General features: G+C 63.0%; 19 protein-coding genes and 1 riboswitch. Of the genes, 15 read left to right on the forward strand and 4 right to left on the reverse strand.

Translation table 11 applies throughout. From position 1 onward, the window contains the following. Positions 1-15 precede the first annotated feature (15 nt). From NL528_RS04210 to phoB, 7 genes are all read left to right on the forward strand, one after another. Entirely contained in the window at positions 16-1317 is a 1302-nt protein-coding gene (locus tag NL528_RS04210; protein ID WP_309181461.1) for an ATP-binding protein, read from the forward strand. Between the two features lie 140 nt (positions 1318-1457). Continuing rightward, a complete protein-coding gene (gene pstS, locus NL528_RS04215) occupies positions 1458-2468 on the forward strand; it encodes a phosphate ABC transporter substrate-binding protein PstS (RefSeq protein ID WP_309181462.1) in 1011 nt (336 codons plus the stop codon). A 235-nt stretch (positions 2469-2703) separates the two neighbouring features. Next, positions 2704-3693, forward strand: coding sequence for a phosphate ABC transporter permease subunit PstC (pstC, locus tag NL528_RS04220; RefSeq protein ID WP_309184799.1), 990 nt, complete (start codon positions 2704-2706; stop codon positions 3691-3693). A gap of 4 nt (positions 3694-3697) precedes the next feature. Next, positions 3698-4543 carry a phosphate ABC transporter permease PstA gene (gene pstA / locus NL528_RS04225; RefSeq protein ID WP_309181463.1) on the forward strand — a complete coding sequence of 282 codons (846 nt, stop codon included), beginning with the start codon at positions 3698-3700 and terminating at the stop codon, positions 4541-4543. Continuing rightward, positions 4540-5361 (forward strand): phosphate ABC transporter ATP-binding protein PstB, encoded by an 822-nt coding sequence (pstB, locus tag NL528_RS04230; protein ID WP_309181464.1) that lies wholly within the window; start codon positions 4540-4542, stop codon positions 5359-5361. Before pstA ends, pstB begins: the two co-directional genes overlap by 4 nt. An 11-nt stretch (positions 5362-5372) precedes the next feature. Further along, positions 5373-6089, forward strand: a complete 717-nt coding sequence (gene phoU, locus NL528_RS04235; protein ID WP_309181465.1) for a phosphate signaling complex protein PhoU — start codon at positions 5373-5375, stop codon at positions 6087-6089. A gap of 60 nt (positions 6090-6149) precedes the next feature. Next, the gene (gene phoB / locus NL528_RS04240) at positions 6150-6851 is read left to right on the forward strand and encodes a phosphate regulon transcriptional regulator PhoB (RefSeq protein WP_074271485.1); all 702 of its coding nucleotides are present in this window, start codon (positions 6150-6152) and stop codon (positions 6849-6851) included. Positions 6852-6908: 57 nt separating this feature from the next. Here the strand turns inward: phoB and NL528_RS04245 are convergent, their stop codons facing one another. Continuing rightward, a complete protein-coding gene (locus tag NL528_RS04245) occupies positions 6909-7418 on the reverse strand; it encodes a GcrA family cell cycle regulator (protein ID WP_309181466.1) in 510 nt (169 codons plus the stop codon). A gap of 479 nt (positions 7419-7897) precedes the next feature. On the opposite strand from NL528_RS04245, the gene NL528_RS04250 reads away from it, so the two are divergent. The 3 genes from NL528_RS04250 (at position 7898) to NL528_RS04260 (ending at position 11252) form a co-directional block, all read left to right on the forward strand. Further along, the gene (locus tag NL528_RS04250; protein WP_309181467.1) at positions 7898-9106 is read left to right on the forward strand and encodes an aspartate aminotransferase family protein; all 1209 of its coding nucleotides are present in this window, start codon (positions 7898-7900) and stop codon (positions 9104-9106) included. Continuing rightward, positions 9106-10032: an ornithine carbamoyltransferase gene (gene argF / locus NL528_RS04255; protein WP_309181468.1), complete on the forward strand. Its 927-nt coding sequence runs from the start codon at positions 9106-9108 to the stop codon at positions 10030-10032. Before NL528_RS04250 ends, argF begins: the two co-directional genes overlap by 1 nt. Positions 10033-10250: 218 nt before the next feature. Further along, positions 10251-11252, forward strand: coding sequence for an Hsp33 family molecular chaperone (locus NL528_RS04260; protein ID WP_309181469.1), 1002 nt, complete (start codon positions 10251-10253; stop codon positions 11250-11252). 16 nt (positions 11253-11268) lie between these two features. Here NL528_RS04260 and NL528_RS04265 read toward each other — a convergent pair whose 3' ends face one another. Beyond that, a complete protein-coding gene (locus NL528_RS04265; RefSeq protein WP_309181470.1) occupies positions 11269-12591 on the reverse strand; it encodes a (Fe-S)-binding protein in 1323 nt (440 codons plus the stop codon). Positions 12592-12983: 392 nt separating this feature from the next. Between NL528_RS04265 and NL528_RS04270 the strand changes: the two genes are divergently transcribed. Next, on the forward strand, positions 12984-14132 hold the full coding sequence (locus NL528_RS04270; RefSeq protein WP_309184800.1) for an IS4 family transposase: 1149 nt from the start codon (positions 12984-12986) through the stop codon (positions 14130-14132). A 113-nt stretch (positions 14133-14245) separates the two neighbouring features. On the opposite strand, the gene apaG is transcribed toward NL528_RS04270, so the two are convergent. Beyond that, complete coding sequence (gene apaG, locus NL528_RS04275) at positions 14246-14638, reverse strand: Co2+/Mg2+ efflux protein ApaG (RefSeq protein WP_309181471.1); 393 nt, start codon at positions 14636-14638, stop codon at positions 14246-14248. Positions 14639-14873: 235 nt separating this feature from the next. Between apaG and NL528_RS04280 the strand changes: the two genes are divergently transcribed. The 3 genes from NL528_RS04280 to NL528_RS04290 are packed head-to-tail and all read left to right on the forward strand — an operon-like array spanning position 14874 to position 17973. Beyond that, positions 14874-16133 (forward strand): OpgC domain-containing protein, encoded by a 1260-nt coding sequence (locus NL528_RS04280; protein ID WP_309181472.1) that lies wholly within the window; start codon positions 14874-14876, stop codon positions 16131-16133. Beyond that, complete coding sequence (locus NL528_RS04285; RefSeq protein ID WP_309184801.1) at positions 16130-16888, forward strand: SGNH/GDSL hydrolase family protein; 759 nt, start codon at positions 16130-16132, stop codon at positions 16886-16888. Before NL528_RS04280 ends, NL528_RS04285 begins: the two co-directional genes overlap by 4 nt. Before the next feature lie 14 nt (positions 16889-16902). Beyond that, positions 16903-17973 (forward strand): SGNH/GDSL hydrolase family protein, encoded by a 1071-nt coding sequence (locus NL528_RS04290; RefSeq protein WP_309181473.1) that lies wholly within the window; start codon positions 16903-16905, stop codon positions 17971-17973. Positions 17974-18138: 165 nt separating this feature from the next. Here the strand turns inward: NL528_RS04290 and NL528_RS04295 are convergent, their stop codons facing one another. Then, positions 18139-19332, reverse strand: coding sequence for an O-succinylhomoserine sulfhydrylase (locus NL528_RS04295; RefSeq protein ID WP_309181474.1), 1194 nt, complete (start codon positions 19330-19332; stop codon positions 18139-18141). A 69-nt stretch (positions 19333-19401) separates the two neighbouring features. Next, positions 19402-19481: riboswitch (SAM riboswitch) on the reverse strand. 122 nt (positions 19482-19603) lie between these two features. On the opposite strand from NL528_RS04295, the gene NL528_RS04300 reads away from it, so the two are divergent. Beyond that, a complete protein-coding gene (locus tag NL528_RS04300; RefSeq protein WP_309181475.1) occupies positions 19604-20710 on the forward strand; it encodes a 2'-deoxycytidine 5'-triphosphate deaminase in 1107 nt (368 codons plus the stop codon). Positions 20711-20824 lie beyond the last annotated feature (114 nt).

Consider the following 20824-nt stretch of genomic DNA (forward strand, 5'->3'; position numbering starts at 1 on the left):
GGGAAGTAAGGCTCGATGGCGATAGACGATTCCGCTTCTACTTCCTTCTTTGCGCCGTGGCCGGACCGGCTGCGGCACTCTGCCATTATCCTGCTCGCGGCGGGCCTTGCCCTTGCCGTGCTGGTTGCCTTCGGCGAATTGTCGCCGGTTCGCGCCGCCGCGGTTTTCGTCTGCATCGCCGCTGCCGCCCTGGTGCCATGGCGCCTGCATGATGCGGTCGCCTCGCGCGAGGATGTCCGCGGCGTCAATCCGGTCGAAGCCGCCGCGGTCAGCGCGGTCGTGGCAGGCATGCCGGATCCGGCGGTGCTGCTCGACCGCGCCGGCCGCGTCATCCATCTCAATGCCGCCGCCGCCCAGCTCGCGCCGGCGCTGCGCCGCAACGAGCTTGCCCAGTTCGCGCTGCGCTCGCCCGAGATCATCACCGCGCTGCGCGAGGCGATCGCGACCACCGAACCGCGTCGCGCGACCTATCTCGACCACGTGCCGGTCGATCGCTGGATGGAATTGATCGTCACGCCGGTGCCGGTGCCCACCCTGTTCGGCGGCACCGAAAAGTGCATGCTGATGACGTTCCACGACCAGACGCCGCTGCGCCGGGTCGAGGAAATGCGCGCCGACTTCGTCGCCAATGCCAGTCACGAATTACGCACGCCGCTGGCCGCGCTGTCGGGTTTCATCGATACGCTGCAGGGGCCGGCCAAGGACGATGCGCGGGCGCGCGAGCGCTTTCTCGGCATCATGCATACCCAGGCGACGCGAATGGCGCGGCTGATCGACGACCTGCTGTCGCTCTCGCGGGTCGAACTGTCAGCCCATGTCCGTCCCGACACCTCGATCGATATCGTGCCGATCATCCGCCAGGTCGCCGACGGGCTGGAACCACTGGCGCGCGAGCGTCAGGTCCTAATCGAGATCGATCTGCCCGAGACGCCGGTGACGATCGCGGGCGACCGCGAGGAGCTGTTGCGGCTGTTCGAGAATCTGATCGAGAACGCGCTCAAATATGGCGCGTCCGGCGGCAAGGTGATCGTCTCGCTGGTCCAGGCGGCGTCCACCGACGGCACCCCGGAAATTCGCGTGCTGGTGCGCGATTTCGGCCCCGGCATCGCGCCGGAACATTTGCCGCGGCTGACCGAGCGCTTCTACCGGGTGGACGTCGGCGACAGCCGTGCCCAAGGTGGAACCGGGCTCGGATTATCGCTGGTGAAACATATTCTTAACCGTCATCGCGGCCGGCTTTTGATCGAAAGCGTGCCCAAAAACGGTGCGACTTTTACCGCCTGTTTTCCCCAGGCAAAACCTCCGACAGCGGCCTAAATCCAAGCGATTTCAATCGCTTAAGACTGTCATCCAACTGTCATCGAACCTTCGTAAAAGCTCTATCGACCGCTCCTAAACGGACCGACGTGAGCGCGCTCGGGCGCGGATGGCGCTTCGCTCACCAATGGAGACCAACCATGAATTTCCTCAAGACAATCGTCGCTGCCGGCTTGGTCGCCGCTTCGACGTCGGCATTCGCCGCCGATATCACCGGTGCGGGCGCGACGTTCCCGTTCCCGATCTATTCGAAATGGGCCGACGCCTACAAAAAGGAGACCGGCAACGGTCTGAACTATCAGTCGATCGGCTCCGGCGGCGGCATCAAGCAGATCCAGGCCAAGACCGTGACGTTCGGCGCCACCGACATGCCGCTGAAGGTCGAGCAGCTCGACAAGGATGGCCTCGTTCAGTGGCCGATGGTCATGGGCGCGATCGTCCCCGTGGTCAATCTCGAGGGCGTGAAGCCCGGCGAGATGGTTTTCGACGGCGAAACGCTTGCCAATATCTATCTCGGCAAGATCACCAAATGGAATGATCCGGCGATTGCCAAGCTCAATCCGAAGCTGAAGCTGCCCTCGGACGCCATCACCGTGGTGCGCCGCTCCGATGGTTCGGGAACCACCTTCAACTTCACCGACTATCTCTCGAAGGTGAGCGCGGACTGGAAGACCAAGGTTGGCTCCGGCACTGCGGTTGAATGGCCGACCGGCGTCGGCGCCAAGGGCAACGAAGGCGTGTCCGGCAATATCGGCCAGACCAAGAACTCGATCGGTTATGTCGAGTACGCCTATGCCAAGCAGAACAAGCTGACCTACACCGCGATGATCAACAAGGCCGGCAAGACCGTGCAGCCGACCGTCGAGGCCTTCCAGGCGGCCGCCTCCAACGCCGACTGGGCGAAGGCTCCCGGCTATTACGTGATCCTCACCGATCAGCCCGGCGAGAAGTCGTGGCCGGTCACCGCCTCGACCTTCATCCTGATGCACAAGGATGCGACCGACAAGGCAGCCTCCCAGGAAGCCATCAAGTTCTTCAAATGGTCGTTCCAGAAGGGCGGCAAGATGGCCGAAGAGCTCGACTACATCCCGATGCCGGAATCGGTGGTCAAGCTGATCGAAAAGACCTGGTCGGCCGACATCAAGAGCTGAGACTGGTCTGCAACGAATCTCGCGCCCCGTCATTCCGGGGCGCGAGTGCAACGAGCGAACCCGGATTCCAAGGATTCCCCGATGCGCAATTGCGCATCTGAAGTCTGGTCTTCCGGACCATCTCCGATGTGCAATCGCACATCGGAGAATGACGCCAGTAAATCTTCAGTAAAATCGCTTCGGGGCGTGGCGATTTGAGTGGCTTTGAACTAGACAGGGGATTGGCGTGGCGGACATGGCCGTTCAGAGCGACGTAATGGAAGCAGCCGGACCTTACGATCGTGCCAGGGCACTCAGCGCGTTCAAGCTTGGTGACGTCACCTTCTACTGGATCACCCGCGGCTGCGCGATCTCGGTACTGCTCATTCTCGGCGGCATCATTCTTTCGCTGATCGTCGGCGCCTTTCCGGCGATGAGGGAATACGGTTTTGCCTTCCTGTGGACGCAGCGCTGGGCGCCGTCCGCCGATCCGCCGGTGCTCGGCGCGCTCGGCCCGATGTACGGCACGCTGGTCACGTCCGGGATCGCGATGTTGATCGCCATTCCGGTCGGTCTCGGCATTGCGATCTTCCTGACCGAGATCTGTCCGCTGTGGCTGCGCCGTCCGATTGGCCTGGCCATCGAATTGCTCGCCGGCATTCCCTCGATCATCTACGGCATGTGGGGCTTCTTCGTGCTCGGGCCGTTCCTCGCCAACACGTTCCAGCCGTTCATGATCAACATTTTCGACGGCGTCCCGGTGCTCGGTGCGATCTTCGCGGGTCCCCCGTCCTATCTCAGCCTGTTCAACGCCGCGCTCATTCTCGCGATCATGGTGCTGCCCTTCATCACCTCGATCTCGGTCGACGTCTTCAAGACGGTGCCGCCGGTGCTGAAGGAAGCCGCCTATGGCGTCGGCTGCACCACCTGGGAAGTGGTCCGCAACGTCGTCATTCCCTACACCCGCGTCGGCGTCATCGGCGGCATCATGCTGGCACTCGGCCGCGCGCTCGGCGAAACCATGGCGGTGACCTTCATCATCGGCAATTCGTTCCGCATCTCGGGCTCGATCTTCGCGCCGGGCACCACGATCTCGGCGGCGATCGCCTCCGAATTCGCCGAAAGCGACGGCCTGCACCAGTCGGGCCTGATCCTGCTCGGGCTGTTGCTGTTCATCTTGACCTTCTTCGTTCTCGCCGCCGCCCGGCTGATGCTGATGCGGCTGGAAAAGAAGGCGGGGAATTAGGGCCATGAACCCGATTTACGCCTCACGCCGCCGGTACGACATCGTCATCCGCGCGCTGTGCGTCGGCGCCGCCTTGTTCGGCGTGACGTGGCTGGCGCTGATATTGTTCACGCTGCTCTACAACGGCCTCGCCGGCATCAATCTCGCCGTGTTCACCCAGGATACGCCGCCGCCAGGATCGACCGACGGCGGCCTGCGCAACGCCATCACAGGCTCGATCATCATGACCGTGATCGGCGTCGGCGTCGGCGCGCCGCTGGGTCTTTTCGCCGGCACCTATCTCGCCGAATACGGCCGGAACGATCGCCTCACTTCAGTGATCCGCTTCATCAACGACATCCTGCTCAGCGCGCCGTCGATCATCATCGGGTTGTTCGTCTACGGCGCCGTCGTGGTGCCGATGGGCGGGTTTTCGGCCTTTGCCGGCTGCCTCGCGCTGGCCGTGATCGTGATCCCCGTCGTGGTGCGCACCACCGAGGACATGCTGGTGCTGGTGCCCAATCCGCTGCGCGAAGCGGCGTCCGCGCTCGGCCTGCCGCGCTCGCTCGTGATCAAGCGCATCGCCTATCGCGCCGCGCGGTCGGGCCTGATCACCGGTGTGCTGCTGGCGACCGCGCGCGTCGCCGGTGAAACCGCGCCGCTGTTGTTCACCGCGCTGTCCAACCAGTTCTTCAGCCTCAACCTGACCAAGACGATGGCGAACCTGCCGGTCACCATCAACAATTTCGTGCAAAGCCCCTACGCCTACTGGAAGCAGCTGGCCTGGAGCGGGGCCTTGCTCATCACCTTGACCGTGCTCGCGCTGAACATTGGCGCGCGCATCCTGGGCGCCGAGAGGACCGCAAAATGAACGATCTTTCTGTATCGGTGAGCAGCGCGAGCGGATCCGTTCCCCCGGTGGCGTTGCCGGACGCGCCGGCCAAGGTCACCGCGCGGGGCCTGAATTTTTACTACGGCGAGCACCACGCGCTGAAGAACATCAACCTTGCGCTCGGCACCCACCGCGTCACCGCCTTCATCGGGCCGTCCGGCTGCGGCAAATCGACCCTGCTGCGGATCTTCAACCGGATGTACGATCTCTATCCCGGCCAGCGTGCGACCGGTCAATTGATGCTCGACCAGACCAACATCCTCGACCCCAAGCTCGATCTCAACCTGCTGCGGGCCCGGGTCGGCATGGTGTTCCAGAAGCCGACGCCGTTTCCGATGACGATCTATGAGAACATCGCCTTCGGTATCCGCCTCTATGAGAAGATCTCCAAATCCGAGATGGACGGCCGGGTCGAAAAGGCGTTGCGTGGCGGCGCGCTGTGGAATGAGGTCAAGGACAAGCTGAACGCCTCGGGCCTATCGCTCTCCGGCGGCCAGCAGCAGCGGCTGTGCATCGCCCGCACCGTGGCGGTGCGGCCCGAGGTGATCCTGTTCGACGAGCCCTGCTCGGCGCTGGACCCGATCTCGACCGCCAAGGTGGAGGAATTGATCCAGGAACTGGCGGAGGACTACACCATCGCCATCGTTACCCATAATATGCAGCAGGCGGCGCGCGTCTCGGACAAGACCGCCTTCATGTACCTTGGTGAGTTGATCGAGTTCGACGACACCAACAAGATTTTCACCTCGCCGAGCGATCGACGCACCCAAGACTACATCACCGGCCGGTTCGGTTGAGGAGATAACACATGGCTTCTGAACATACCGCCAAGGCGTTCGACAGCGATCTGCAGGAATTGACCCGGCTGGTCGCCGAGATGGGCGGCCTCACCGAACGCATGATCACCGAATCCGTCGATGCGCTGGTGCGCCGCGATATCGCGCTCGGCAAGCGCGTGGTCGCCGCCGATGCCGAAATCGACAATCTGCAGCACATGATCGAGGAGCGCGCGGTGCTGACGATCGCGCGGCGCCAGCCGATGGCGATCGATCTGCGCGAAATCGTCGGCGCGATGCGGGTGGCCACCGATCTGGAGCGGATCGGCGACCTCGCCAAGAACATGGGCAAGCGGGTCGCGGCGCTGGAGAACGATTTTCATCCGCTGAAACTGATCCGCGGCCTCGAGCACATGACCGACCTGGTGCAGTCGCAGGTCAAGTCGGTGCTCGATGCCTATGCGGCGCACGACCTGCCGGCGGCGATGGCGGTGTGGAAGGGCGACGAGGAAGTCGACGCCATCTGCACCTCGCTGTTCCGCGAGCTCCTGACCTACATGATGGAAGATCCGCGCAACATCTCGTTCTGTATTCACCTGATGTTCTGCGCCAAGAACATCGAACGGATCGGCGACCACGCCACCAATATCGCCGAAACCGTGTTCTACATGATCGAGGGCCAGCAGATCATGGACAAGCGTCCGAAGGGCGACATGACGACGTTCGCCACGACGGTACCCGGGAACTAGAGACGTAGCGTTTCGCGTGAAGAAAACGCGGCAAAATAAGACGAAGAGAGGCTTACACTGATGAGCGCCCGCATTCTGGTGGTCGAAGACGAGGAAGCGCTGACGACGCTGCTGCGCTACAACCTCGATGCCGAAGGCTACGACGTCGAAACCGTCGGCCGTGGTGACGACGCCGACACACGGCTGAAGGAGCGCGTGCCCGATCTGATCGTGCTCGACTGGATGCTGCCGGGACTGTCCGGCATCGAGCTGTGCCGCCGCCTGCGCGCGCGGCCCGAGACCAAGCAGCTGCCGATCATCATGCTGACCGCGCGCGGTGAGGAAAGCGAGCGGGTGCGGGGGTTGGCGACCGGCGCCGACGATTACATCGTAAAACCCTTTTCGGTGCCGGAACTGCTGGCGCGTGTGAAAGGCCTGTTGCGGCGGGCGAGCCCGGAGCGGCTCGCCACCGTGCTGACCTATGGCGACATCGAACTCGATCGCGAGAAGCGCCGGGTCGCGCGCTCGGGCCGTCCGATCGATCTCGGCCCGACCGAGTATCGCCTGCTGGAGTTCTTCCTGGAGCATCCCGGCCGTGTCTTCAGCCGCGAGCAGCTGCTCGATAGCGTCTGGGGCCGCGACATCTATATCGACGAGCGCACCGTCGACGTGCATATCGGCCGCCTGCGCAAACTGCTCAACCCCGGCCGCGAGCAGGACCCGATCCGCACCGTCCGCGGCGCCGGCTACGCGCTGGACGATCGATTTGCGAAGGTGGAGTGAAAACACTCCACTGTCGTCCCCGCCTTCGCGGGGACGACACCGGAGAGTGCGCGTGCCTTACCTGGTCGGCTTCGGCGCCGGGCGGCGGCGATCGGAAGCCGGCTGATAGGCGACGCGCGAGTGGTGCGCGCAATAGGGCAGGCTGGCGAGCGCCTTGCCGCCGCAGAAGAAGAAGTCGTTGCTCGAGGGATCGCCGATCGGCCAGTGGCAGGTGGCCTCGTTGAGCTCGAGCAGCGACAGCCGCTGGCTCATCGGCACCACATTGTCGTAGGTGACCGGATCGGGCTCCATCTCCACGTCAAAGGCATGGGCCAGCGCGGTGTTGCCGCGCGACACCGGCCGCGAAACCCGCATCATCTGCTGGGCTGGGCGGGCCTTGCGCTGCCGCGGGGCGGCCGAGGAGGGGCTCTTGGCGCGGCCGGAAAGCCCCAGCCGGTGCACTTTGCCGATCACCGCATTTCGCGTCACATTTCCGAGTTCCGCGGCGATCTGGCTGGCCGAAAGGCCGGACTCCCAAAGTTTTTTCAGTTGCTCGACGCGATCGTCGGACCAGGTCAATACTGTCATCGCATTCTTCCCTTCGCGTCGCGCCGGCCAATCTGGGGCAGCGCTGGCGATGCCAATCGTCTCAAATATCCCTGCGGGCAGAATCCCTTAGCCCTCGCCGGGCGCAGAAAGCGCGCCCGAGCGTGTACGCAGAACACCGGACTTCAGAGGATCAGATCCGCCGCACGAGATGTCGTACCCGACGGCTCAGACGCTACAATATGGCGGGACTCTGGCGCAAGAGTCCCCGTCGGTGCGTCCACATGTTCCCACACTTAAGCATTGCAATCGTGTTTTTCCACCGCCCCGGAATGTTACGGATTGCGCTTTTCTTGCAGTGCAGGAAGGCACGTCTCGTGGCGTGTTGACAGTTACCGCCGCCAGCATAGAATGTTTGCCACGTGCCGCCCGAAAAAGGCGGCACGTTTTGTTTTCGGAAGACGGGCTGCTGCCGCGCCCCGGCAGGCATCGTGACTGTCTCATAACCATCAGTGATTGCCATGACCAAGAGCGCCACGTCGCATCTGCTTCCCGTCTTCGCCAGGGTCGATCTTGGCTTCGAGCGCGGCGAAGGCGCGTGGCTGATCGCAACCAATGGCGAGCGCTATCTCGACTTCACCTCCGGCGTCGCGGTGAATGCGCTCGGTCATTGCCATCCGCATCTGGTCGCGGCCCTGCAGGAGCAGGCGACGAAACTCTGGCACATGTCGAACCTGTTCAAATCGCCCGACGGCGACAAGCTCGCGGCGCGGCTGTGCGAGCAGAGCTTTGCGGATTTCGTGTTCTTCTGTAATTCCGGCGCCGAGGCGATGGAATGCGCGATCAAGGTCGCGCGCCGCTATCACGCCGCAAAGGGCCATCCCGAGCGCTACCGCCTCGTCACCTTCGAGGGCGCGTTCCACGGCCGCACGCTCGGCACGCTGGCTGCGACCGGCTCCGCCAAATATCTCGAAGGCTTTGGTCCGCCGCTGGACGGTTTCGACCAGGTCCCGCACGGCGATCTCGAAGCCGTGAAAAAGGCGATCGGCCCAAACACCGCGGCCATCCTGATCGAGCCGGTGCAGGGCGAGGGCGGTGTGCGCACCGCGCCGCACGCGTTCTTCAAGGCGCTGCGTCAGCTCTGCGACGACAAGGGCCTGCTGTTGGTGTTCGACGAGGTGCAGACCGGCATGGGCCGCACCGGCGATCTCTTCGCCTATAAGCGCCTCGGCGTCACGCCGGATGTGATGTCGCTGGCGAAGGCGCTCGGCGGCGGTTTTCCGATCGGCGCGTGCCTTGCGACTGCGGAAGCCGCGTCCGGCATGACGCCGGGCTCGCACGGCTCGACCTTCGGCGGCAATCCGCTGGCGGTCGCGGCCGCCAACGCGGTGCTCGACGTGATGCTGAAGCCCGGCTTCTTCGACCATGTGCAGAAGATGTCGCTGCTGTTGAAACAGAAGCTGGCCTCGGTGGTCGATCGCTATCCCCAAGTGCTGTCGGAAGTGCGTGGCGAAGGCCTTTTGGTCGGCGTCAAGGCCGTGGTGCCGTCGGGCGATCTCGTCAATGCGTTGCGCGACCAGAAGCTGCTGACCGTCGGCGCCGGCGACAATGTGGTGCGCTTCCTGGCGCCCCTGATCGTCTCCGAGTCCGAGATCGAGGAATCGGTTGCCAGCCTCGAGCGCGCCTGCATGGCGCTATCCGGCGGCCAGTTGAAGAAGGCGGCGGGGTGATGAGCAAGGCCGTCCGCCACTTCCTCGATATCAACGAGCTGCCGCTCACGGAGTTGCAGAACATGCTGGCCGCCAGCGCCGCCATGAAGGCGAAGCTGAAAGCGCATGAGAAGCCCGAGAAGCCGCTCGAAGGCAAGACGCTGGCGATGATCTTCGAACGGCCCTCGACACGGACGCGGGTATCGTTCGACGTCGGCATGCGCCAGCTCGGTGGTGAAGCGATCATGCTCACGGGTGCCGAAATGCAGCTCGGTCGCGGCGAGACCATCGCCGATACCGCGCGCGTGCTGTCGCGTTATGTCGATGCGATCATGATCCGCATCCTCAACCACGACGCGCTGCTGGAGCTCGCCGCGCACGCCACCGTGCCCGTGATCAACGGACTGACACGGCGCTCGCATCCCTGCCAGGTGATGGCGGACCTGATGACCTTCGAGGAGCATCGCGGGCCGATCAAGGGCCGCACCGTGGCCTGGACCGGCGACGACAACAACGTGCTCGCGTCATGGGCGCATGCGGCCGAGCGCTTCAAGTTCAATCTGAACATCGCTACCCCGCCGCAGCTTGCGCCGAACAAGGCAATGAAGGACTGGATCAAGGCAACGCAAGCCCCGATCGTGCTCGGCAACGATCCGGAAACCGCCGTGCGCGGCGCCGATTGCGTCGTCACCGACACCTGGGTGTCGATGGGCGACAAGGACGGCGAGCACCGCCACAATGTGCTGAAACCCTATCAGGTGAATGCAAAGCTGATGTCGCTGGCCAATAAGGACGCGCTGTTCATGCACTGCCTGCCCGCCCATCGCGGCGAGGAGGTCACCGACGAGGTGATCGACGGCCCGCAGTCGGTCGTGTTCGACGAGGCCGAAAACCGCCTGCATGCGCAAAAGGGCATTCTGGCCTGGTGCTTTGACGCGGTGGCGTAGCGGCGTTCTCACAGTTTGCGTTCCCCGGACGCTGCGCAGCGCCACAAGCGCGTTTACGCGCGTCTTTCGACGCGCTATGGCGGTGCGCTGCAGAGCCGGGGTCCATGTGGCGGGCACAAATGGGTCCCGGCTCTGCGGAGCAGCGTTGCACGCTGCACCGCGTCCGGGACACGGATTACCCCTTTCGATTTCCGTCTTCCGACCCCAGATAAAGCGCCATGGATTCACAATCAGACACCAAAATCACGGCCAAGGCGCCCATTCGGGCGCCTTCGTCGGTTCCCGTCGACGACGCAGTGCTGCCCTTCGAGGTCGATACACTCGATCTGCGTGGACGGCTGACCCGGCTTGGCCCCGCGCTCGACGACATCCTCACCAAGCACGATTATCCGCCGGCAGTATGCAAGCTGCTTGGCGAAGCGATCGTGCTGACGACATTGCTCGGCTCGTCGCTTAAATTCGATGGCCGCTTCATCCTGCAGACACAGACCGATGGGCCGGTGTCGTTTCTGATCGTGGATTTCCAGGCCCCGGATCGCCTGCGCGCCTATGCGCGCTACGACGCGACGCGGCTGAAGGAGGGGCTTAGTTCCGGCCAGCTGCTCGGCAAGGGCCATCTTGCCATGACCATCGATCAGGGTCCGGACATGAGCCGCTATCAGGGGCTGGTGGCGCTCGACGGCGACAGCCTCGAGGACGCCGCGCATGAATATTTTCTGCGCTCGGAACAGATTCCGACCAGGGTGCGCCTTGCGGTCGGCGAGGAATGGCGCGGCGGCGGCGACGGCCCGAAGCACCGCTGGCGCGCCGGCGGCATTTTGCTGCAATTTTTGCCGAAGGCGCCGGAGCGCGCGCGGCAGGCCGATCTGCATCCCGGCAACGCGCCGGAAGGCGCGGCCACGCATGAGGTCAAGGAAGATGACGCCTGGGTCGAGGGCCAGTCGCTGATCGCAACCGTCGAGGACGTCGAGCTGATCGATCCCGATCTGTCGGGCGAGCGCTTGCTGTATCGCCTGTTCCACGAACGCGGCGTCCGCGTCTTCGCGCCTCTTCCGTTACGCGCGCAATGCTCCTGCTCGCGCGACGCGGTGTCGTCGATGCTGAAAAGTTTTGCCCCACAGGACCGCGCCGACATGGTCAAGGACGGCAAGGTGGTGGTGACCTGCGAGTTCTGCAGTTCGGTGTATCAGTTCACGCCGCATGAGGCGGGGGTGGAGTAGGGCGGCATAGGCGACGTTACGTCGCTCGCAGGGCAAGTGGCTGGTCGCCAAGCAGTACCTTGACGATGACGTTGCGGGCGTTGCCGGGGTCGAGTGAGTGCTTTGCGATCAGATCGCTGCATTCCGCGACGATCTGATCGGCATCCTGCATGATCTTGAGCTGCTTGTAACGATCATGCCGATGCAACCCCATGCTCTCGCCGACCACCTCAAGGATGTTGATGATACGGAACGGCCAGTCGCGTTCGTGCGCGCACAGCTCGCGATGATCGGAATGATAGACCGCAACCAGTGCATCGACGCCCACATCGCGCGCCGCCTGGAGTTCGTTAAGCTGCAGCTCGCGTTTGAACGCGGGCAACACGCCGACATTGACGCTCTGCAGGCCGACCGCCGGCTGCTTCAGGTCAACGAGCTCAACGCCGGGGATGGCCTTCAGGATTTCAGCGGCGGCTTCCATGACGCCGGCCACGCCGGGATGCCGGTGTAACGCAACCCGCATTTCGACCCGCCGCTGCAAATTCGGCTTCAACTCGTCGAGCCGGCCGTCGAGGAATCGCATGAACGGCGTCATCTCGAACGGCCGCGAGCCGCGCTGTCGTTCGATTGTCGGCAGCGTCGTTTCCGTGAACTGGACGTAACAGCTCGGACACCAGGAGATCACCTGACCGGACCTGGAGTGCGACAACTTCTCGATCGTATTCGAGCCCATGCGCCCGGACATTTCGACGTCGCCGGCGCGCAGCTGCGCGATGCCGCAACAATGGCTGGGTCCGCCCATCACCTGGTAGGTGATGCCGAGCGCATCCATGATATCGAGGGCAAGCAGCGCGATGTGCGGCGTCTTGAGCACATTGCAGCCGGTGTAAAACACGAAATCCGGCGCCTCGGCGGGCGTCGATACCGACGCCGACTTCTGACCCAGCCGCTCTAGTACCGCCGCATCGAGCTGCAAACGCGAGAGCATCGTCACATCGCGGCTGACATCACGATATCTCTCCACCCCCTGTCGGCGCCGTTCAGGAAGTTCGTTGTCGGCCCTGGCGATGCCGAGACGCGCCATCGCCAGCAGGAACCGCGGGTTGACGCCGTAGTCGCACGCCTTGATGCATTCCCCGCTCAGCATGCAGGACGCCGCCCATTTGCGTGACGCCTCGGGACCGTCGCCGGTACGCACAAGGTCGAGTATGCCGCCGATGATGTCCTCGGGTGGCGTGTCCGCGATACCGGCGGGCTTCACGCTTGGACAGACCTCGACGCACTTGCCGCATCGTGTGCAGGCGTCGAGCATGTCCTCGACGCGTTCGCCCAGCGCCGTCTCGAAAGGAATATCGTTCATCGGCGACCAGCTCTCAGTCGGCGGACGGATAAGCTATACACGGCTCGTAATGACCCTCGGAATTTAAAACCATTGCGCAGGGAATGCCGGATTGCCTCCGCTGAACCTGTATGCTCATGTGCGTTTTTTGTGCATGTTTGCACACGAGACCGCGGGTGCAGCGCGCATCCGGCATTCCCTGCGCCCTCTGATGGGAGAGAGCGGGAAGTTTCGAAGCAAGACTCGCGCGGGATGCGCGGCGAGATCGTGAAGCTGTGTCACATGCACCTTCGTCATGCCCGGGCTTGACCCACGGCTGTCCGGTTTAATTTTGGTGGACATGGCGCATGGCATTGATTCTTCTGTGTTCCAAGCGTTTGGCGACGTTTTGGGACACGGAGAAGGATCAAGCCATGCAGCATCACAATAGTGTATTCCACAGCGTATTGAAGCAGGTTCCGTGGCATCGCTTTGATCAGCTTGTGGATGAGCACGGGGCCGACAAGCATGTTCGCACCCTGACGACGAAGAGCCAATTAATTGCGCTGATGTACGCACAATTGTCGGGGGCGCAGAGCCTGCGAGAGATCGAGGCCGGTCTGCAGAGCCACGCCACCAGGCTCTACCATTTGGGCAGCGATGAGGTGTCGCGCTCGACGCTTGCGGATGCCAACGCACAGCGGCCCTGGCAGGTGTTCAGCGGCCTGTTCGCGCATTTGGTCGGGCAGCTCACGCGTGGGCTCAAGCGCAAGACCGGCGAAGCGGTGCACCTGATCGATTCGAGCAGCCTTCGTCTGAGCGCGCTGAGCAAGGACTGGGCGAGGTTCTCGGCAGGTGTCTGCGGCGCCAAGATGCACATCGTCTATGACCCCGACGCCGTTTGCCCGATCTATGCCGCTGTCACGCCGGCCAACATCAATGACATCACTGCCGCCAAGGACATGCCGATCGAGGCCGGGGCCACCTACGTGTTCGACCTCGGCTATTATGACTACTCCTGGTGGGCCAAACTCCACGCCGCGGACTGCCGGATCGTGACCCGGCTCAAGAGCAACACCAAGCTTCACGTGGTCCACAAGAATGCAGTCGCGGCAGGCTCAAATATTCTTTCTGATCGCATCGGCCATCTGCCGCAACGTATGGCACGCAACCGTCAAAACCCGTTCCAGGATCCCGTCCGCGAGATCCGCGTGCGCATCGACACCGGAAGGATCCTGCGCATCCTCACCAATGACCTCGATCTACCGGCAACCGATATCGCCGATCTCTATAAACGCCGTTGGCAGATTGAGCTGTTCTTTCGTTGGGTCAAGCAGACCCTCAAAATCAAGCAGTTCATTGGACGCTCCGAAAATGCCGTGCGCATTCAGATCGCAGTGGCTCTGATCGCCTTCCTACTGCTGCGCCTGGCACACACCGCCCAGCGAGCCGTTCACAGCCTGCTCACCTTCACCCGTCTGGTGCGCGTAAACCTTATGCACAGACGACCGATCAACAGGCTGCTCCTTCCACCGCCTCCGATCATCAAAGATCAGCGACAGTTGAGCCTCAGCCTATGCTAAAATTAAACCGGACAGCCGTGGGCTTGACCCGGGCATCCATCACTTTCGCAAGACTCTTGCGAAGAAAGATGGATCACCGGGTCAAGCCCGGTGATGACGCGCGCAAGCGCGCGTCAATTCAACACCCGTTTCCCGTCCGGACTATCCAGCGAAAACGTCGGCACGTCGATCTCGAACCGTTCGCCGCTTTCGCTGACCATTTGGTAGCGGCCGGCCATGAAGCCCGAGGCGGTCGGGAGCGGCACGCCCGAGGTGTATTCGAAGCGCTCGCCGGGTGCCAGCACCGGCTGCTCGCCGACCACGCCCTCGCCGCGGACTTCCTGCTTGCGGCCGGTGGCGTCGGTGATGATCCAGTGCCGCGTCCGCAACTGCACCGTCTCGGTGCCGGAATTGGTGATGACGATGGTGTAGGACCAGAAATACTGCCCCCGATCGATCGACGAGCGTTCCGGCAGGAAGTTCGGCTCGACGGTGACTTCGATCTGGCGGGTGACGGCGCGGTACATGCGGGCGATCTTCTTTAATCCTGGGCCCTATCATAGCGAAAGAATCGGATGGAACCAATCGCCGCAGCGGCCTGCAAAACCCCGCGCCGGCGTCATTTTCCATCGCGCTTTCAACATAGTTCCATCCTAAAGCGCACCCCGCGCGACAATCCCGTATCTTGTTTGCAAGTTGCGGGCCGATATTATCCTTCCAGACGCGTGCTGGCGAAAATCCGCCTGTCCAAAACGGTACCTGATGACGTCGATTGCCGATCAAATTGCCGGACCGCCGGTCGCGGACGCAGCCGCGCTCGCGAAGGGCGATGCGGTTGCGGCTGCCGCGCCGGCGATTACGCTGCCCGTGGCCGGCGAGCGCGAATTGAGGCTCGATCTGTTTCGCGGGCTCGCGCTGTGGCTGATCTTCATCGACCATCTGCCGCCCAACATCCTGACCTGGTTCACGATCCGCAATTACGGATTTTCCGACGCCACCGAAATCTTCATCTTCATCTCCGGCTACACCGCCGCCTTCGTTTACGGCCGCGCGATGCTGCAGGCGGGCTTTGTGGTGGCGACGGCGCGGATCCTGCGGCGGGTCTGGCAGATCTATGTCGCGCATGTGTTCCTGTTCACGATCTTCCTCGCGGAGATTTCCTACGTCGCCACCTCCTTCGAGAATCCGCTCTACACCGAAGAGATGGGCATCATGGATTTTCTCAAGCAGCCGGATGTCACTATCGTCCAGGCGTTGCTGCTGAGATTCCGCCCCGTCAACATGGACGTGCTGCCGCTCTACATCGTGCTGATGCTGTTCCTGCCGCTGATCCTGTGGCTGATGAAGTGGAAAGCCGACGTCACGCTGGCGCTCTCGGCCGGGCTCTATGCGCTGACCTGGCACTACGATCTCTATCTGACGGCCTATCCGAACGGTGTTTGGTTCTTCAATCCGTTCGCCTGGCAGTTGCTGTTCGTGTTCGGCGCCTGGTGCGCGATGGGCGGGGCGCGGCGGATGTCGCGGATCCTGTCGTCGCCGGTCACGATGTGGATTTCGATCGTCTATCTGGTCGCCGCGCTCTACGTCACGCTGACCTGGCACGTGCCGCAACTCGGTCATATGCTGCCGCACCGCGTCGAAGAATGGATGTATCCGATCGACAAGACCGATCTCGACGTGCTGCGGTTTGCGCACTTCCTGGCGCTGGCGCTCATCACCGCACGCTTCCTCCCCAGGGAATGGTCAGGATTAAAGTCGCCCTGGCTGCGACCATTGATCCTGTGCGGCCAGCACTCGCTTGAGATATTCTGCCTCGGCGTATTCCTGGCGTTCGCGGGGCATTTCGTCCTCGCCGAAGTTTCCGGTGGTGCTGCATTGCACGCTCTGGTGAGCATCTGCGGAATCCTCATTATGAGCGGAATGGCGTGGCTGATTTCGTGGTACAAACACTCCGCCGACAAGGGTGCGTCGAAAACAAAAGGCACCGGCGGCAACGCCGATATGGCGGGAGGGGGCGCATGAGGTCCGATTTCGGGGCCCGGCTAGGCCTGATGCTGCTTGCCGGTTGTTTGACCGCGGGATCGGCGCGTGCCGAGGATGCTCCGCCGAACTGCGAGGTCCCGGCCTATCTGCTATCGAGCGAAAGCTCGCTTCCGAAAGTCGCCGAAGCCGTTAAAAGCGGCAAGCCGCTGAACATCCTGGTGATCGGCAGCCGCTCGTCCAGCATCGCTTCGTCGGAGGCCAGCGCCTACCCCGCCAGGTTGCAGGCGATGCTGAAGGAAAAGCTGCCATCGGTCCCGATCAGCCTGTCCGTAGAACTACAGATCGCGAAAACCGCCGAGGAAGCGGCCGCCACGCTCGTTAAGCTTGTGGAGGCAAAAAATCCTACTTTGGTCATCTGGCAGACCGGAACCGTCGATGCTATGCGATCCATCGATCCTGACGACTTTCGGAGTGCGCTCAACGAAGGGGTTGTTGCGTTGCAAAACGCGGGAACGGATGTGGTTTTGATCAATCTGCAATACAGCCCGCGCACGGAGACGATGATTTCCGCGCCGCCATACCTAGATAGTATGCGCGTGGTGGCGCAGCAGCACGACATTCCCTTGTTCGACCGCTTCGCCATGATGCACCACTGGAACGATTCCGGAGATTTCGACCTGTTTAGCACCGCGCATGGCACTGATCTCGCCAAACGCGTTCACGATTGCCTTGGCCGTGCGCTGTCGACATTTGTAATCGATGCGGCCCATCTCAATCCGGCGCAGCAGAATTGAGGAAACCAGCGTTAATGAGTTCTCACTACCCTTTTTACCGAAATGCATCGCTGACCGTAGCCACCGTCGCGGCCTTGCTCGCGCTGGCGCCGGCATCGGTGCCATATGCCCACGCGCAGATTGCCCAGCAGGCGGCGCTTTCCGACGCCGCCAAACCCGAGGCAGCTAAGTCTGAGGTTGCGAAGTCTGAGGCCGCCAAAACGGCACCGCCACAGACCACCACCGGCGCGACTGGCGGCAATGTGGCCGCCACCAATCAGGCCAATCCTGCAGCGCAAACGCCCGCGCAACAAAAGAGCCTCACCGGCAGAGCGATCGACAAGGTGAAGGCGGTCGCAAAGTCGGCCGGCGACATTTTCAGCCGCGTTCCTTGCCTGCCGCCGAAGGGCGGCGCCAAGTCGATGGGCTCGCTGCCGCATGTCGCGGCCAAGCTCGCTGCCGGCCAACCGGTGGTGATCATTGCGTTCGGCTCGTCGTCGACCCAAGGCTACGGCTCGACGTCGCCGGAGTTCACCTATCCGAACCGCCTTGCGGCGCAACTGCGCCAGAAATATCCGAGTGCCGACATCACCGTGATCAATCGCGGCCATGGCGGTGATGACGCACCGGAGATGATGAAGCGACTGCAGAGCGAAGTCATCGACATGCATCCGGATCTGGTGATCTGGCAGGTCGGCACTAACGCGGTGTTGCGCAACCTCGATCCGGCCGAGACCGCCAAGACGGTGGAGGAGGGCATCGCGCGCATTCAGGCGGCGGGCGCCGATCTCGTGCTGGTCGATCCGCAGTACTCGCCGGCCGTCACCGCCAAGCCGGAAAGCGCCGGCAAGATGGTGAAGCTGCTCGGCAAGGTCGCCGAGCTGCGCCACGTCGGCATCTTCCCGCGCTTCGAGGTGATGCGCGACTGGCACGAGAAGCAGGCGATCCCGATCGAAGGTTTCGTGATCGCCGACGGCCTGCACATGAACGACTGGGGCTACGCCTGCTTCGCGCAATTACTCGGCGACGACATCATCAAGTCGGTCGGCCAGATCAAGCTCGGCGTCAACGTGCCGTCGGACGTGCGGACCTATCGGCCGATGTGAGGTCGTTGCGCTCCCCAACTATCAACGTCGTCCCTGCGAACGCAGGGACCCATACGCCGCGGCGGCGCTGATAAAGGAAGTGGTCGACGGCTTCCCTAACCAACAACGTCCTGTGGTTATGGGTCCCTGCGTTCGCAGGGACGACGATGGTGTTTTCGCTTGCGGCTACGCCTTCTCCAGCGCCGCGGCAAAATCCTCGATCAGATCATCGGCATGCTCGAGCCCGGCGGAGAAGCGGATAAAGCCCTCGCTGATGCCGAGTTCGGCGCGGGCCTCCGGCGCCAGCCGCTGATGCGTGGTGGTCGCCGGATGCGTCACCAGGCTCTTCGCGTCGCCGAGATTGTTGGAGATCTTCGTAAGCTTCAACGCATTGAGGACGCGGAAGGCGGCCGGCTTGCCGCCCTTCACCTCGAAGCCGACCAGTGTGGAGCCGCCGCGCAACTGCTTCTTCACCAGCGCAGCCTGCGGATGGTCGGCGCGGCCGGGATAGATCAATCGCGAGATCTTCGGATGGTTTGCCAGCACCTCGGCGACACGGCCTGCGGTGTCGGTCTGCGCACGCACCCGGACGCCGAGCGTCTCAAGCCCCTTGAGCAAGACCCAGGCGTTGAACGGCGAGAGCGACGGCCCGGTCTGGCGCATGAAATTGTGAACGTGCTCGGCGATGAAGGCTTCGGACGAGAGAATGATGCCGCCCAGGCAGCGGCCCTGGCCGTCAATATGCTTGGTCGCGGAGTAGACCACGACATCGGCACCAAGCGAAAGCGGGCTTTGCCAGATCGGCGTGGCGAAGACGTTGTCGACGACCAGCCGTGCACCGCCCCGGTGCGCGATCTCGGCAATCCCCGGAATATCGAGCACATCGAGCGTCGGATTGGTCGGGCTCTCCAAAAAGAAGGTCTTGGTGTTCGGCCGCAGCGCGCGCTGCCACTGGTCGAGATCGAGACCGTCGACCAGCGTCGTTTCGATGCCGTAGCGCGGCAAGAGGTCCTGCACCACGTAGAGGCACGAGCCGAACAGGGCTTTCGAGGCGACAACGTGATCGCCGGCCCTGAGCGGTGCGAGGATCGCGGTCGTCACCGCGGCCATGCCGGTGGCGGCGGAGCGAGCCGCTTCCGCGCCCTCGAGCTCGATCATCCGGCGCTCGAACATCGCAATCGTCGGATTGGAATAGCGCGAATAGATAAAGCCGGGATCCTCGCCCTTGAAGCGCGCCTCGCACTGCTCTGCGCTGTCGTAGACGTAGCCTTGGGTGAGAAACAGCGCTTCGGACGTCTCGCCGAATTGCGAGCGCAGCGTGCCGCCATGGACGAGGCGGGTTTCGGGGCGATAGCGGGTAGTCGCTTTAGTCTCAGACATGTGACCTCCGTCGTGACCATCAAAAATGGTCACAAAAAACCGGCCTGGAAAAATTTCCACAGGCCGGGATCACACGTGTCCCCGGCCTGTTTAGCGATTTATTTAACGTGGCTGCAAGCCGGCCGGCTCAAATCACCACGGGATAAGTCATGCTGATATTCGCTTGCGCCCTTTCAGTCAAGGCGGCCATCGTTTAACCCGTAAAAGCCCTTAAATTCAGGGTTTGGGGGCCATTTGGGTCCTCCGTATAAGTTTTCCCTGGGAAACCGCCGTGTCGTTCACGCTGCCGCCCGATGCCACCGGAATCCTGCCCGACCGCATGATCGCGGCGATGGCGGATGCGGGCCTGATCCTGCCGGCCTATCCCTTTGTCGAGAGCCAGATCCAGCCGGCGAGCCTCGATCTGCGCCTCGGCGATATCGCCTACCGGGTGCGGGCGAGCTTCCTGCCCGGGCCGGGCGCTACGGTTGCCGAGCGCATCGACGAATTGAAGCTGCATGAAATAGATCTCTCGGACGGCGCGGTGCTTGAGACCAATTGCGTCTACATTGTGCCATTGCTGGAAAGCCTGGCGCTGCCGCCGCAAATCGTCGCCGCCGCCAATCCCAAGAGTTCGACCGGGCGGCTCGACGTGTTCACCCGCGTGATCGCCGACGGCACCCGCCGCTTCGACATGATCGGCGCCGGCTATCACGGTCCGCTTTACGCCGAGATCAGCCCGAAGACGTTCCCGGTGCTGCTGCGCGAGGGATCGCGGCTGAGCCAGGTCCGCTTCCGCACCGGCGACGCCATCCTCAATGCCGACGAACTCGACGCGCTGCATGACGCCGAGCGGCTGGTCGATATCGATGACGCCGATCTTGCCAGCGGGGTCGCGCTCTCGGTCGATCTGAGTGGCGAGAACGCCAGCGGTTTCGTCGGCTACCGCGCCAAGCGCCACACCGGCGTCGTCGATATCGATCGCCGCGGCGGCTATGCGGTCGGTGAATTCTGGGAGCCGATCGCGGCGCGGCCCGACGGCAGCCTGATCCTCGATCCCGGCGAGTTCTACATCCTGGCGTCGAAGGAAGCCGTGCAGGTGCCGCCGGATTACGCCGCCGAGATGGTGCCGTTCGATCCCCTGGTCGGCGAATTCCGCGTGCACTACGCCGGCTTCTTCGATCCCGGCTTCGGTTATGCCGGCGCCGGCGGGCAGGGCTCGCGCGCGGTTTTGGAAGTGCGCTCGCGCGAGGTGCCGTTCATCCTCGAACACGGCCAGATCGTCGGCCGCCTGGTCTACGAGAAAATGCTGGCGCGGCCCGACGCCATGTACGGCCAGCGCATCGGCTCCAACTACCAGGCGCAAGGCCTGAAGCTCTCCAAGCATTTCAAGGTCTAGCCGTCGAGGGGCGTTAGCGACGAAGCAATCCATACCGCACACGCGGCGTCATGGATTGGTTCGCTGGCGCCCGCAATGACGGTTGATATATGCTCGCAACCAACAAGAACATCG

Origin of the sequence: Bradyrhizobium sp. Ash2021, from assembly GCF_031202265.1 — a bacterium.
Taxonomy (GTDB): Bacteria; Pseudomonadota; Alphaproteobacteria; order Rhizobiales; family Xanthobacteraceae; genus Bradyrhizobium.